The organism is Arthrobacter sp. LFS091 (assembly GCF_047977885.1).
Lineage (GTDB): Bacteria > Actinomycetota > Actinomycetes > Actinomycetales > Micrococcaceae > Arthrobacter.
Genome location: NZ_JBFPFP010000012.1, coordinates 63425 through 76903 on the forward strand (window position 1 = coordinate 63425; position 13479 = coordinate 76903).

The following is a 13479-nucleotide window of genomic DNA, read 5'->3' on the forward strand; positions in this document are numbered from 1 at the left end:
CGATCTGCTCAGTCACTCCATGGGGGAAGGACCCAGACCAATGAAGTATCACCGATCCGGCTACGCCAAGACCGCCACTCTCGCATCGCTTGCGCTGGCACTGACACTCACAGCCTGCACAACCCCAACGCCGCAGGCCAGTACTTCCATCACCCAAACGGCAGAAGCCAGCGCCCAGCCCCCGACAACAGTGGGCGATCCGACGCAGGTACTGCCAACGCCTGAATCTAGTTCCGCTGGGGAAACAGGTGCCCCCATCCTGCTCGCGGTACCTTCGCCCACCATTGGGGGCACGCCTGCACAGGAGAACGCGGCCACCGTACCGGCGATTGAACCCGTACCGGTCCCCGTTCCCCAGACAACTTCCACCGCGACCTTTCCGACCACACCACTCGCGCCTGAGGTTGTTCCGGTAACCCCGGTGGCTCCTTCCATCCCTCACACCTCGCTTGGTTATCCGGTGACCGGCACGTACACCTTCCCTGACGGGCACATTTCGTTTGATCTACCGACGGGCTGGAGCGCAAAGATCGAGCAGGACGACTACAACGAAAATGCTGACAACCCCGGCGGCAAGGAGAACTCGCTGGCCGCCAACATCTTTGACGAAACCGGTGGCAAGGTTGCTCATATCACCAGCGGAGGAACCGGCGGTCTGGTCGGAGGGCCGGTCAACCGCACCATCCTCGACTCCCAGGAACTCAGCGCGTTCGACAGCCGTGATGGGGCCTCACACTTCGCCTTCGTGAGGGATGATTATCCCTTCCCTGAATTTCCGGTCCGCTATTACATGGGCGTTGTGGCTGATTTTTTCATGACAGAAGGTCCCGACAGCACCTCCGTGAACAGCTTCATGATCATGCCGAACGGTGCCGCCACCGCGGTAGCCCAGATCGACGCGTCCATGACGCCTGAAACCGCTGAAGCCTGGATGAAAACTGATCAATACGTCAAGCTTCGGGCGTTGCTGACGAGTCTTCGCTACGCTGCCTGACACCAAACACAACAGATACCCGGCACGCTCATTGGGGGAGTTTGCCGGGTATCGCCGCCTTCCTGGGGGCAACCGGAACAATTGCTTAAACTCTTTCTCCGATTGTGTAAGAAACGCCGATTCCCGGGACACTAAAGGGTTGACACATCACATCGCACTAGCCCGGGGGAACAGAACAAGGATGTTGGCTACCAGAGAGCAGGAACTGATTGCTCTTCACGCTGAACACTTCAGCCGCATCTACCAGTACATCGCGTACCGTATCAATGACCGCGAACGGGCCGAGGAACTCGCCAATGACGTGTTCCGGATCGTGTGGGAAAAACAACCGCCCGAGCCGCCTGGCCTTGGATGGTTGATCGCTGCGGCCAGGAACGTGCTCGGCAATGAATACAAAGGCCGGCGCCGGCGCGACGAACTCATGCAGCGTCTGGCTGAAGAAGCCCGAGTCCAGGCCGTCACTACCGTCGATGATGAACAGCAGGCCAGCGTGGCGGAGATCCTTTCCAAGCTCAAGGACCGCGACCGGGAAATCCTGATGCTCTCCTACTGGGATGAGCTCACCACCGCCGAACTGGCTGAAAGCCTTGGCTGCACACCATCCGCTGCAGCGGTCAGGCTACACCGGGCACGTAAAGCCTTCGCGAAAGCCGCACCACAACACCTCATGACAGAACGGGAAGTCTAACCATGGACCGCATCGAACAACTCATGAAAAATGCAAAACCAAACGTCCCCGAACCCGGCACCACCCCCGGTGTCCTGCCCGGCCGGTCCCACGTCTTCTCCGAAGATCCCAACATCATTTCCCTGGCTGAGCGCAAATCCAAGCGGACCGGTTGGGCAGCAACAACGGGGGTCGTGCTTGCCGCCGCAGCAGTCGTCGGCGCAATCGTCGTCGCGGACAACCTGGTCCCCCAATCGGCACCGGCACCAGCCACCACCGATACCCCCAGCATCACGGCCACACCCACCCCAACGCCGACCGCGTCACCAACGGTATCCCCTTCAGCGACTCCCAGCACCACCCCCACTTCCACCCCGACGGAAACCCCGGTATGGAGCGCTGAACCAACCCCGACCACGGTCATCACCCCGCCTCCGCCGGCGGCCACTGCACCGGCAGCCCCGCCAGCAACAGTTCCTGACGGCCCCGCCGCAGGCGCATGCACCCCGGCGAATATCGACATCCGGCGGAACGACACGGTCCGCGCGATCAAGCCCATCCCAAGCACTGAGCAGCAGTACTACACCGTTCTCGGCTGCGCCGAAGGCTGGCTCGCGTACGCCATCTCAGACGAGGGCATCAGGGCTATCGGCCTCGACGGCGGCAACGCCTGGTACGGAGTCGCCACACTCCAAAGCAACGGACGATACCTCGATGACAACCAACAAATTTACTCCAGCATCTACAACTGGGAATTCCTCGCCTATGACGTCCAGAACGGCAAATACGCCACCGTGCAAGAGGGCATGGACAACGAATTCGCCACCAAGGGCATCCCCGTCCGCCTAAGGACCCAGCTTGTCGGCCCCGGACCCACAGCTCCTACAGGAACCAACACCCCGTGAACACCCCTACTCACAGAACGAGAAGTGACCCATGGAGTCTGCCGACGTCCACGCTGCAGTGATGCTGGCCGTACTGGCAGTACACCTCATCGGAGTACTAATCATCGCAGTTTCAGCCACTGCCCTAATGCCAGCGTTCCTCGCCGGCATTCTCGGCGTGCGCGCGCTCCGAAAGAGGGCCGTGGCTACAGGCCGCGAAGATGAAATCAAGGAATACTCCTATGCACGGTAAGGATCCCCACACGGGACAGTGAATCCCCCGGTGTCTCGTTACCCAGGCGCCTCAAATCCCTCGCGTATTGCGCCGCTCCAGCGTCCATATTTAGCTAACCTCAGCGGGCTGGACCAATACTGTGATAGACGGATCGACATCAGCGGCCCAAGCCAGCGTTGGCAATTCTGCGCCCTCAAGCCCGCCGAGTTCGAGAGCAGCTTGGGCCGAGAAATGAGACGACTGAATGGACTGCCCGTTGGCAACGGCTGCATAAAATTGAGCGGCGTATGTGATGGCGTCCCCATCATTGATCTCGTCGGCCATCCCGATCGCGATTGGAGCGACATCGTTTACGAGCTGGTCTATCTGGGCCGCGGAGTTGCAGGAGTTAAGCAGGACCAGGAGCGGCGGTGTATCCGTCGCCCTGACTGCCGACGCAAACGCTTTTGCACTAACGATGACGCCCTGGTGCTGTGCGTCCTCATCCCGTTCGAACATGATGAGGTCATCATTGCTGTGCCCAGAGAAATGGACTACGTGAGGCCGGAACTTGGTTATCCCATCGAGTAGGTCTGAAGTCGTAGCTGCAGGACGCACGTCCAATTCGACGAGATCCCGGTGAAGGGCGCTTTCTACAGCCGCTCGGATGCGTTTCTGTTCTCGCCCGACGCGGAGGTCGCCTTCCGAAGCCGCTCCGAGAATGAGGATCCTTAATCGCTCCGGCTTCGGCGAAGGCAAACTCCTTACCGCGCTGCTAGCCATGGTTTCAGCTTGGACAACTCGGCGGCTTAGGGCGGCAGAGTCAGCAGCCATACGGCGGTCTCTCTGCTGTTGCTCGCGCTTTCGCTTGCGCTCGGCCGCGTCGGCTTCAGAGCGCTCCGCATTTACCAATTTGCCCTGCAGGCTAGATTCCTCCCGGGCATAGGCAGACGCCTTGTCCTGCCAGCGGTTCGCTTCCTTGCCCGCCGAGGCGGCCTCATTCTCATAGCGCTCAGACTCTCTCCGCTTGCTGGATGCGCCACTCGGACTTGTTGCTGTCTCCGCAGCTGACCGAGATTTGGCAGCGGCAGAACGTTTCACTGTTTCCCTGTTCCGGTACTCCCCAGCTTTCTTCTCCGCCTCCATGCGCTGTTTACGCTTTCGGTCCAACTGTCCGCGGTATTGACTCGCACTCATCCAAACCTCCGAGGTCGACAGATACTATCTTTGTCGGTGAGCTTACGTTGGCTCCCTGACAAACATGGGTCAATGGGTCTGTCCTGGGAGTGGGTCGCATCGGATCGGCTATCGCGTACAGAGTGTTGAGTTGGCGGTAGAGCGTTCGGGCGAGGTAACGCTTGAGGGATCTGCGGATTTCGCGGTAACTACGACCTTCTTGCGTGCGCTTGGCGACGTATTCCCTTGTTCCGGGGTCGTGGGCCATCCGGGTCATGGTGATGGTGTGCAGAGCACGGTTGAGGCGCCTGTCACCGCCCCTGTTGAGCCTGTGCCGGACAGTGTTGCCGCTTGAAGCTGGCAAGGGACTCACCCCTGCCAGTGACGCGAAAGCAGCTTCGCTGCGAACCCTTCCTGGATGCGACCAAGCTGTCAGGACAGTAGCGACCGTGACGGCCCCGGCGCCCATCATCTCCAGCAGCGGGGCGGCGGGACTTTGCTGGATTAGTTCGGTCATGCGCTTCTGGTTCGACGCGAGCTGGGTAGTCACTTCCAAGATGCGGCGCCCTAACCGGACTGCCTCTTCGCGGGCGATCGATAGCTCAATCTGCTCCTGTCGTTCCCGCCATCTGCTGATTGTCGCGATCTGGGCGGGAACCAGAGGTTTACGGGCGTCGATTCCAAGATCATGTGCCCGGAGAAGGGCGATGAGTGCATTGACATTCATGGTTCGTTCCCGCGTCAGCTGATCCCGGGCCGCACTCAGAATCCTCAGCCCGGCACGGGTTCCTTCATCCTGTCGCGGAGTCCGGAGTTGGAACTCCTCCAGGCTCAGGACAGCCGTTCCGATGGCTGCAGCGTCCAATGGGTCCGATTTACCCAGACCTCGGCGGCCTCGCGCATTCATTCGTGGTGCTTCGGCAACGTCGTACCCGGCCTCGACTACTGCCCTTGCTAAACGTGCTCCGTATGAGCCGATACCCTCAACGGCCCATAGACATCCCATGTCGCCGTCTGTCCTTCGGCCTGCCCAGGCAAGCGCGCGTGAAATCCCAGCCGAGGTGGTCGGGAACTGCTCGCATGCGATCTGTCGCTTAGTGGCGGCCTCGATGATCGCGTATGTGTGGGTGCGGGCGTGACAGTCGACGCCGATGATGTAGGGGCGGGTCTGCGCAACGAGAGTCAACGCGGCCACCCTCCTTCCTTTCGAACGGTCAAGACAGGTCGCAACGCGACCGGTGCCGGACCTGGGAAGGGTCACTCCGCGGCAAAACTGTGATGAGCCACAACCTCAGAGGATGGGCAAGCTTCTAATCAAGCCAACGACGTGGGACAGGTCAGCGCCGGCCACTCCATTCAGCGTGGACAAATCGGGGGAAACGCACCCTCAAGGGGCAATTGTTTTTTCGAGTCACACGCTAGACAGAACGACCGGCATCAACACTGCCAGCTAGTCCCAGACCAGCCACGTAAAGACTCACAGTTGTTTTTTGGTTGCTGGCAAGCTTGCTTGCTTGGCGGCCAGCGGAGCCCTGTCTACCCGGAGGGCAAGGGGCAGGAAATTCCCGGAGGAAATAAGCGACGAAGGAGCGCCGGAGGGACATTTCCTGCACCGCAGGCCCCGGAGTTCACGGAGGGGCTAGACGGGGTGGAGTGGACGCCTACAATCCGGAGGACAGCAACCAGAAAGCGTCGTAGACAAACAGGTGATGACGGGCAGGAGCTCTGCGACGGACCTGCAGCACCGAACAGCCGGCCACGGAGCGAAGCGGAGTGGACGCCCAAAAGGGTGCGAGCCCTGCGAGCATGCCTTCCCTGATCCCGACGAAACCGCCCCAGGGAAGAACCGGCCCCGGTGCGCCGCACGCACCAGGTCAGTGGTGCCGGCCCCTTCGCGGGAACGGCGGTCCGCCGCCGGCAACCACCCACAAGAGCCGGCCACTTTCGGCGGACCGCCCGCCCAGATGAGGCTAACGTCCCACCAGCTGTTGCTAGTGGAATGTGGGGCGGTGTTCTGCGGCGAACAGGACGGCTATGGCTTCGTTGTGCCAGTCCAGTGCCGCGTATTGCCGGGTGGTGTCCAGTTCGGCGGGTTTCACGTGCGCCTCGGTGGTGACGGCTTCGGCCATGCCCCGGATGTGCGCGGCGAGGTCTCCGGCGGAGTCAGTGCTGTAGGCCACGGGGGATTTCTCGACGATCGCGGCGAGGGTTTCGAGGAAGACCGCGGCTTGGGCCGGGGTCTGGGCGATGCTGCGGGTTTCGGTCATTGTCTTTGGTCCTTTGTGGGTAGAACCTTGCCCGGCGGTGGGGGTTCCGCCCGGCAAGGAGTCGAGGGTTGTTAGGCGGCGGCTGTTTGGAACACGGGCGGAATCCGGTAGCGGCTGGGAAGCTCTGCGGCGGCTTCGGGAAGGTCTGCCGGGCCGTGGGCTTGTCCGTTCTTCCAGTGGAGGAATGCCTGTTCACTGACCGCTTCCCAGTACCGGGCTTTGGTCCGGTAGAACGTGACCGAGCATTATTCGTTTGATGCATCATCGAAGCGCCCGGCCTCAGGGTCGTCGCTCTGGCCTGAGGCTGGGCGACGAGTCGTTTAGTCCGTCCAGCCTGTGTGGGGACGGCGGTCTCTACCGGGTAGTTCGGCGGCGGTCTCGGGTAGGTTGGTCGGGCCGTGTGCGCTCCCGTTCTTCCACCAGTAGTGGGCGTGCTTGGTGATGGCTTCGTGCTGCTGAGACTTGCTGCGGTAGAAGGTGCAGGTCACGTCGCCTTCGCAATACGTTGCGACGCCGAACAGGTTGCCGATGCTATCGGCGGTCCGGATCCCGGCAACCATGACGAGAGGCCACTGGCCCAGGTCCCAGCCCTCGCTCCCCCAGCTGGGAATCACTGCCCAGCCGTGTTCTTCAATGAGTTCCATCCAGTCATAGCCTCCGTTCATGTGGTAGTCCCGCAAGACGGTGACGCCGTCGATTTCCTCGCCGGTGTCAGCGGTTGTCACGGTGTGGGTAGCGATTGCCTTCATGTGGTTGTCCTTTGCCGAGAATTTAGGTTGGAGGGGCGCTCGTGGTGAGTGGCCAGCTTCCCCTCTCCCCTCGTTGTTTTGGCTGCTGGCGAAGCTTGCGGAGCTGTGACCGATGGAAGCCTGTCTACCCTCGGGCAAGGGCCGGAAAATCCTGGGAGGATCCGAGCGTGCGAGGATCCTGAGTTCAGGAATTTCCGGCACGCAGGCCCCGACTTTGGAGGGGGAACGGGCACGTACAATCCCTTGGGACAGCAGCCAAACGTCGTAGACAGCCCAGGTCTGGGCCCTGCGGAGCTCTGCGGAGCCGGGAACAGACCCAACAGCCGGCCGCGCCATCGGACGACCATTTACGGGTTCGCCCCGGAGAACCGCTCCCCGACACCCCAGCGTCAGATCACCTCCGACCACGGCCGTCCCCTCACTCCACTGAAACTGTGCATCACATTCCGTGGCCGACCAGCTCGCTAGGCTTGGTTCATGAATGCATCTGAGGAGCCTGAGGAGACGTCTTCTTCGGAGCCTCCGTCTGATCAAAGGGAGCGGCTGAAGTGGTCACTGGAAAACCTGAGGCGAGCCGCGAATCCGAGCCTGGGACCGTTCAGCAATGGCATGAAGCTGCCGCCAATAGTGGCTGACCAACAAGCAATGATGAACATTTTCAAGCCTGTGCTCGACGCTCAGGAGGCAGCTCGGGCTAGGATCTTGAAGCCCCTCTATGATGCTCAAGAACAATGGTCCAGGCAGCTTGGGATCATCAATAGGGACATCTTCAAGACGCGGGGACTCAAGCAGCCTTACTTGAATTCCATCGCCGCCCAGCTGACACGAAACGTCGATTTTGGATTGAGTGGCGCCTTCGCAGAGCAGGCTAATCGGTTCGCCGCGTCACAGTTCTCGTGGCTTCAGGAATTGGGGCCTGTCTTTGAACGGCTGAAGGCCTCTTTCTACCCTTCGAACCTTCGTGGCATCAGTGGACTGCGCCTTGAGGAAGTCGAGCAGGTTGTAATGGTGGATGGCATTGCGCTCTATTCAGTGCCACGCGCATCCATCGCAGAGGCTCTGGTTCGAGCCGAGGGGGCGAGCAAGCGCCGTGAGATCCTCGGCCGCCGGTCCCAGGCAATTTCCGCGGATTGCCGGGCAGGGCTGAGCGGCTGCAAGTCGGACACCATCGCCCCTTATGTGAGGAACGCCTTGGCAGCCCTGAACGCACTCGGTGACGGCCACGTCGAGGCGGCCCAGGCTCTGGCAGCGTCGGTCCTGGACGCTGCCGTTAACAGCTATTTCGGCACCCAGCGGCACCACTACACACCTGACAAAAGGGGTAACCGCACGAACGCTGCCTACGACGAGTTTGGCGCGCACGAATACATCGCCTTCGCCCCGATTTGGCAGGCGTGGCAAAAGTTCTTTCCAGATGAGGGGCTCCCGGTTCCCTACACGTTCAGCCGTAATGCCACGGCCCACACTGTCAGCACCAAGCAGTTCACCAAACGCAACGCCGTGCAGTGTTTGATGATCATCACTGGGATTTTGGTGTTCCTCGACGAGCACCTGACAGAGGCAAAGGAGTAATCACCGGCAGCGTGCACGAGTTTCCGCACTCCCGATTGCGTTTAATGCATCATTAAGTAGTTTTATGCTTCAATGATGCCTAAAGGTTTATGGGTGGAGGGTTCGCATGGTTGGTTCGTTAGGTATGACAGTGCTGCCGTCGAATGTGGTTCCGCTGGATCCTCTGGAGGCCGTCTTCAGAGGAATGCTGGCAGGCTGGGAGCGTCAACGACTCAGCCGCGGCCTGAATCCGACCGCCACGAAGAGCAACATTGCACTAGCTAAGAGGTTCGCCCATTTCACCGGCGATTACCCTTGGGAGTGGAAGCCAGCGGACGTGGAGGACTTCACCGTTTCGCTGATCAATCGGCCAGACCCTGCCGCACATTCGACCCTGCGCGGCTATCACGGCACGATTAGGAGCTTTTGCACGTACATCACAGACCCAAGGTACGAATGGTCCGAGGTCTGCCAAGAGCGTTTTGGGTCGCACCCGGTGCAGATCTGCCATGACTGGAACACCCGCCACCACGTTGCGAAGTTCGAGGCACGCCCGGCGAAGCGGGCCCTGACGTTCGATGAAGCCGAAGCCTTCTTCAGGCATGCAGACGAGAAGGTTGTACGGATCATCACTGCTGGAAAAAAGGGGGCGCTAAGCGCCCTGCGTGACGCGCAATTCTTCAAGACCGTTTACGCATTTGGGTTGCGCCGGACGGAGGCCTGCATGCTGGATCTGGCCGATCTTCGCTCTAACCCGAACAATCCCGAATGGGGAAGCTACGGCAGCATCCATGTCCGGTTTGCCAAGGCCAACAAGGGAGGGACACCTCGTCGCCGCACGGTGTTGGCGGTGCCGGAGTTCGCCTGGGCAGTTGATGGACTACGGCAATGGATTGAAGCTGCCCGCCCGAGATTCCAGCCCGACGATGTCACCCCTGTCTGGGTAACGGAGCGACGCACACGGATGTCGGTAAGGCACGTGGACGAGAAGTTCGCCCTTCTGCGTGATGAAATCGGGCTTGATCCACGCCTGACCCTGCACAGCCTGCGTCATTCCTACGTAACCCATCTGGTTGAATACGGATACCCGGAACGGTTCGTCTCGGAACAGGTAGGCCACTCCTACGCTTCATCCACCGCGATCTACACCGACGTCAGCGATGACTACAAGAACCGGACCCTCTCCAAGGCATTGGCCCGGATCCGCCACCCCGAACAGCAAGGCCTGTAGCGATGAACAACGCTTACGTGATCTCCTGGAACATCCGTCAACTCATGGCCGCAAAGGGGCTCTATCAGACCACCGACCTCGTGCCGTTGATGGCCGAGCACGGAGTATCACTTTCCCGCGAGCAGATCTACCGGCTCGTCACATCGACACCGTCCCGGCTCAACCTCGAAGTCCTCGCCGCGTTCTGCGACATCCTCGGCTGCACCCCCAACGACCTGATCACCTTCACTCGGGCAACGGCCGCGGCGTCGGCCGAGCGGACAGCTTCCGGCGAAACTGCAGGCCTCCAGCCCATCGGCGACCTGCGCCCCGTGCCAGCACGTATCCGCCGCCCCGGCGTCTGAGGCTCTGGTCACCTCACTGCTCGGATAGCGGTACCCAGAAGCCTGTCCGGCCTTTCGCCTGTCCTGGCTCAACGCCTTGACCGCGGGAATGCGGCACGCTTCCGGAGACCTCGGACCGAACTCTTCAGAGAACCCCGGGCCTTCTTTCTGGCCAGGTTCCATTCCGTGTCTCTACGTGCGTCTCTACGGGCGGCCCGCTGGGCTCTTCTCTGGGCTCGATCGAGGCGGAACAGCATGAAGAAAACAAAGCCAATCCATAGGATGGCGGCCCCAAGAACGATGCCCATCAGAACCATCGATTTCATACCCGAAACGTACCCCGGCCGGACTGACCTAACCGCCCGCAATGCCCCGTGGTGGACGGGTTGTGCCCACTGGGGGCAGGTGGAGCCCTGCGCACAGCTCAAAGCTGTCCCCTATTGGCGTGCAAGCCGTCCACACCGAACCTGGCGGCTTATTTTGTCGGACCACCTGAAGTACAGTTGATCCGAACATATATTCGAATAAAAGGTGTGTTGTGGGCGTGATAGTTGGCCCCCGTGTGATAGATGCGGGACTGTCTTTGGTGACGGTATTGCTGGCACCGGTAGCGGTGGCCGCCGGCTATCCCTCGCCCGCCCAGGACTACTTTGACGGTCGCATCGATCTCAACGCGCACCTGATCAAGGACGTGACCAGCACCTTCATCGTCCGCGTTACCGGCCAATCCATGGAACAAGCCGGGATCAGCGACGGGGACGAGCTGATCGTTAACCGGGCACTGGAACCGAAGGACGGTTCCGTGGTCGTCGCCGTCCTGGACGGGGAACTCACGATCAAACGGCTGCGGATCACACCCACGGGCGTGATCCTGCAGGCCGACAATCCACGCTTCCCTGATATTAAGGTTCCGGCCTTGTCGGAACTGACGATCTGGGGCGTGGCGACGAGGTGCCTGCATCATGTCTAAGCCCGCGGTGATGCGCCACATGCAGGAAATCGCGCACGTGGACGTCAACTGCTTTTACGCCTCGGCTGAGCGCGCGTTCAACCCTTCTCTGGAGGGCAAGCCGGTCATCGTTCTCTCCAACAATGACGGGTGCGCGGTTACCCGCTCCCCCGAAGCGAAGCGCCTCGGGATCGGGCTGGGTGATCCGTGGTTCAAGCTCCGGCCCCGCGCCAAGGAGTGGGGTCTGGTGGCCCTGTCGAGCAACTACGAACTGTACGGGGACATTTCGGCCCGGGTGATGGAGCTGCTGGGTCGCTACTCGGCCTGGGTGGAGGTGTACTCCATTGATGAGGCGTTCCTTGGCGTCAAGGGCGAACCGGATGAGCTGTTGGCCCTGGGCCGGGAGATGAAGGCCGCGTGTCGGCGGCACGTCGGGGTGCCGGTCTGCGTCGGGATCGCACCCACGAAGACGCTGGCCAAGTTGTGCAATAAGTGGGCGAAAAATAACCCCGCTTTTGGTGGGGTGTGCCGGTGGGAGTCAGTGCCGGCCGAGCAGCGCGAAGCGCTGATGGCCAAGCTGTCCGTGATCGAAATCTGGGGCGTGGCCACCAGGCTCACCAAACGCCTGAACGCGATGGGAATCTTCACCATCGCAGACCTGACCCGGGCGAACCCGGTCGCTATCCGGGATAAGTTCTCCATTGTCATGATGCGCACCGTTCTGGAACTGCAGGGCACCCCGTGTATTCCGATGGAAGAGGAACGGATCGGGCGGGATCAGCTGATCTTCTCCCGGGCCTTCTCCACACCGATCACCACAACCGCGGGGTTGCGGCAGGTCATGAGCGTGTACGCGCAGATGGCCTCGGCCCGCCTGGCCAAACATGATCTGCAAGCCAAGGTGCTGACGGCGTTCGCGGCGACGTCGCACTTCAACCCGAACGAAAAGTCCTTCCCCTCGGTCTGCCTGGCGTTGCCGATGCCCACCGCGGACCCGGTGCTGCTCACCCGGGCAGCCCACGCCCTGCTCCCCCAGGTGTTTGAGGGCGTGAAGTATGTCCGGGCCGGGATCATGGTCACCGACCTGCGCCCGTCCGGGAACCAGAAACCCTTGGAACTGTTCGAGAACCCGCACGAAGAACGCGGCATCGGGATCCTGCTCGAGGACGTGGCCAAACGGTACGGCCGCGGCTCCATCGGCCTGGGCCACGCAGGGATCAAGGGCGGCCCGGACTGGTCCATGAAACGCGACATGCTCTCCCCCAGGTACACCACCAACTGGGACGAACTCCCCCTCGTCAAAGCCGCCTGACCGGCGCCCACGTAAGAAAGGAGAGTCCACCCATGACTCTTGCCCCCGAAAAACCACAAACCATGCAGGACGTCGCGGTCCGGTTCAGCCCGGACGGGACCCCGTTGGCGATCCGTCATGACGGCCGGATCTGGATGGTCGATCCCGACGTCCACGCCGCGCACTGGTTCACTAGGGACGCTTGGTGGGAAACCCGGTCCCGGGCAGCGATCGGCACCGGCGATCTGGTCAGCGTCGAGTACTGGCAGGTCCAAGCCACACTGCCCTCCGCCAGTGTGGAGCTGCGGACGTTCACGCTGCGGCGGCAACCTTTGGCCAGCGAGTGGGTTTTGGAGTCCGTCAGCTAGTGCTGGCTGATTTGTACCGCTCCCGCGTCCCGGAGCAGTTATGGGAACGGATCCGCCACGAATTCCACCTGCCCAACATCGACCAGGTCCACGAAAGGCTATCTGCTGTGCACGAAGATCCCGAACCGATGATGCGGCAGCTGGTCCGCGTCTTCATCGACGACGAAGGGACTTACTGCCCTGGTTTCCAGTTCCGCCCTGACCTGTCCCTGGACCCGATAGTGGTGGCACTGTTCGAACGCGCCATGGAACTGCGCGTCCCGCACAATTACTTCGCGCTCTGGATGATGGTCTCTTCCCCTGCCTTGCAGGGGAAGAGACCGGTGGACCTGCGGGAGCGCCCCGGCGCCTCGGCGCTGCACGCGGATCTGGAACGCACCTTCACAGATGCGGCGGCCTAAAATATGGGGGTGAACGTAACCCTGACCGTAGAGGCCGCCGACGGAAAGCTAAGCCACGTCGACGCCGAAAGCGAAACGTACGAGGAAGCCAAAGCAGCAGCCGAAGCGCTGATTCCGGAAGGCTCGAAAGCCATCGCCATCCGCACGAACTAACACCTCCCTACAGGCCAGCAAGCCTTTTGGCTGGGTTAGTGTTTGGTGTCCTTGGCCGGTGACTCATTCTTGGATCCCGAGTCGCTGTCGCCGAACTTGCCGTCCTTGTTCTGGATGCGGACTTCGCCGTGGCCACGGCCTGTGTTTTCGACGATTTCCTTGGCCCTTTTCTCGGCGGCCTTTTTCGTGGGTTCATGGGCAGAGACTCGTTTCGCGTCTTCTTTCTTGACGTCCCAGCCGCCCCGGTCGCTGTTGGGGACC

Annotated in this window: 16 protein-coding genes and 1 pseudogene; 12 read left to right on the forward strand and 5 right to left on the reverse strand. The window is 61.2% G+C overall.

The genetic code is table 11. From position 1 onward, the window contains the following. Positions 1-421 precede the first annotated feature (421 nt). From ACNQOP_RS19545 to ACNQOP_RS19560, 4 genes are all read left to right on the forward strand, one after another. Positions 422-994, forward strand: a complete 573-nt coding sequence (locus ACNQOP_RS19545; protein ID WP_416405488.1) for a hypothetical protein — start codon at positions 422-424, stop codon at positions 992-994. A 181-nt stretch (positions 995-1175) separates the two neighbouring features. Beyond that, on the forward strand, positions 1176-1682 hold the full coding sequence (locus ACNQOP_RS19550; RefSeq protein ID WP_091470830.1) for an RNA polymerase sigma factor: 507 nt from the start codon (positions 1176-1178) through the stop codon (positions 1680-1682). 2 nt (positions 1683-1684) lie between these two features. Further along, a complete protein-coding gene (locus ACNQOP_RS19555; protein WP_416405489.1) occupies positions 1685-2566 on the forward strand; it encodes a hypothetical protein in 882 nt (293 codons plus the stop codon). A gap of 31 nt (positions 2567-2597) precedes the next feature. Continuing rightward, the gene (locus ACNQOP_RS19560) at positions 2598-2798 is read left to right on the forward strand and encodes a hypothetical protein (protein ID WP_091470834.1); all 201 of its coding nucleotides are present in this window, start codon (positions 2598-2600) and stop codon (positions 2796-2798) included. 90 nt (positions 2799-2888) lie between these two features. Here the strand turns inward: ACNQOP_RS19560 and ACNQOP_RS19565 are convergent, their stop codons facing one another. The 4 genes and pseudogenes from ACNQOP_RS19565 to ACNQOP_RS19580 form a co-directional block, all read right to left on the reverse strand. Continuing rightward, a complete protein-coding gene (locus tag ACNQOP_RS19565) occupies positions 2889-3905 on the reverse strand; it encodes a CHAT domain-containing protein (RefSeq protein WP_416405490.1) in 1017 nt (338 codons plus the stop codon). 172 nt (positions 3906-4077) lie between these two features. Further along, positions 4078-5121: pseudogene (locus ACNQOP_RS19570) on the reverse strand (IS110 family transposase); the annotation flags it as partial. 805 nt (positions 5122-5926) lie between these two features. Next, positions 5927-6202: a hypothetical protein gene (locus ACNQOP_RS19575; protein ID WP_416405492.1), complete on the reverse strand. Its 276-nt coding sequence runs from the start codon at positions 6200-6202 to the stop codon at positions 5927-5929. A gap of 320 nt (positions 6203-6522) precedes the next feature. Continuing rightward, a complete protein-coding gene (locus ACNQOP_RS19580) occupies positions 6523-6951 on the reverse strand; it encodes a hypothetical protein (RefSeq protein ID WP_416405493.1) in 429 nt (142 codons plus the stop codon). Between the two features lie 798 nt (positions 6952-7749). Between ACNQOP_RS19580 and ACNQOP_RS19585 the strand changes: the two genes are divergently transcribed. The 8 genes from ACNQOP_RS19585 (at position 7750) to ACNQOP_RS19620 (ending at position 13218) form a co-directional block, all read left to right on the forward strand. Then, a complete protein-coding gene (locus ACNQOP_RS19585) occupies positions 7750-8523 on the forward strand; it encodes a hypothetical protein (RefSeq protein ID WP_416405494.1) in 774 nt (257 codons plus the stop codon). Positions 8524-8629: 106 nt separating this feature from the next. Continuing rightward, positions 8630-9733: a tyrosine-type recombinase/integrase gene (locus ACNQOP_RS19590; RefSeq protein ID WP_416405495.1), complete on the forward strand. Its 1104-nt coding sequence runs from the start codon at positions 8630-8632 to the stop codon at positions 9731-9733. Between the two features lie 2 nt (positions 9734-9735). Continuing rightward, on the forward strand, positions 9736-10077 hold the full coding sequence (locus ACNQOP_RS19595; protein ID WP_416405496.1) for a helix-turn-helix domain-containing protein: 342 nt from the start codon (positions 9736-9738) through the stop codon (positions 10075-10077). A gap of 517 nt (positions 10078-10594) precedes the next feature. Further along, on the forward strand, positions 10595-11026 hold the full coding sequence (locus ACNQOP_RS19600; RefSeq protein WP_416405497.1) for a LexA family protein: 432 nt from the start codon (positions 10595-10597) through the stop codon (positions 11024-11026). Continuing rightward, positions 11019-12317, forward strand: coding sequence for a Y-family DNA polymerase (locus ACNQOP_RS19605; protein WP_416405498.1), 1299 nt, complete (start codon positions 11019-11021; stop codon positions 12315-12317). Before ACNQOP_RS19600 ends, ACNQOP_RS19605 begins: the two co-directional genes overlap by 8 nt. A gap of 32 nt (positions 12318-12349) precedes the next feature. After that, positions 12350-12664: a hypothetical protein gene (locus tag ACNQOP_RS19610; protein WP_416405499.1), complete on the forward strand. Its 315-nt coding sequence runs from the start codon at positions 12350-12352 to the stop codon at positions 12662-12664. Then, the gene (locus ACNQOP_RS19615) at positions 12664-13065 is read left to right on the forward strand and encodes a hypothetical protein (RefSeq protein WP_416405500.1); all 402 of its coding nucleotides are present in this window, start codon (positions 12664-12666) and stop codon (positions 13063-13065) included. The genes ACNQOP_RS19610 and ACNQOP_RS19615 overlap by 1 nt, the downstream gene beginning before the upstream one ends. Positions 13066-13074: 9 nt before the next feature. After that, complete coding sequence (locus ACNQOP_RS19620) at positions 13075-13218, forward strand: hypothetical protein (protein WP_416405501.1); 144 nt, start codon at positions 13075-13077, stop codon at positions 13216-13218. A 35-nt stretch (positions 13219-13253) separates the two neighbouring features. Here ACNQOP_RS19620 and ACNQOP_RS19625 read toward each other — a convergent pair. Further along, a partial coding sequence (locus ACNQOP_RS19625) for a DUF2188 domain-containing protein (protein ID WP_416405502.1) occupies positions 13254-13479 on the reverse strand: 226 nt, incomplete at its 5' end.

What these genes read in the sequence shown, in the direction of transcription:
- ACNQOP_RS19550 (WP_091470830.1), top strand. Translation starts at nt 1,176, where the DNA reads ATGTTGGCTACCAGAGAGCAGGAACTGATTGCTCTTCACGCTGAACAC.
- ACNQOP_RS19555 (WP_416405489.1), top strand. Translation starts at nt 1,685, where the DNA reads ATGGACCGCATCGAACAACTCATGAAAAATGCAAAACCAAACGTCCCC.
- ACNQOP_RS19560 (WP_091470834.1), top strand. Translation starts at nt 2,598, where the DNA reads ATGGAGTCTGCCGACGTCCACGCTGCAGTGATGCTGGCCGTACTGGCA.
- ACNQOP_RS19565 (WP_416405490.1), bottom strand. Translation starts at nt 3,905, where the DNA reads ATGGAGGCGGAGAAGAAAGCTGGGGAGTACCGGAACAGGGAAACAGTG.
- ACNQOP_RS19575 (WP_416405492.1), bottom strand. Translation starts at nt 6,202, where the DNA reads ATGACCGAAACCCGCAGCATCGCCCAGACCCCGGCCCAAGCCGCGGTC.
- ACNQOP_RS19580 (WP_416405493.1), bottom strand. Translation starts at nt 6,951, where the DNA reads ATGAAGGCAATCGCTACCCACACCGTGACAACCGCTGACACCGGCGAG.
- ACNQOP_RS19590 (WP_416405495.1), top strand. Translation starts at nt 8,630, where the DNA reads ATGGTTGGTTCGTTAGGTATGACAGTGCTGCCGTCGAATGTGGTTCCG.
- ACNQOP_RS19595 (WP_416405496.1), top strand. Translation starts at nt 9,736, where the DNA reads ATGAACAACGCTTACGTGATCTCCTGGAACATCCGTCAACTCATGGCC.
- ACNQOP_RS19605 (WP_416405498.1), top strand. Translation starts at nt 11,019, where the DNA reads ATGTCTAAGCCCGCGGTGATGCGCCACATGCAGGAAATCGCGCACGTG.
- ACNQOP_RS19610 (WP_416405499.1), top strand. Translation starts at nt 12,350, where the DNA reads ATGACTCTTGCCCCCGAAAAACCACAAACCATGCAGGACGTCGCGGTC.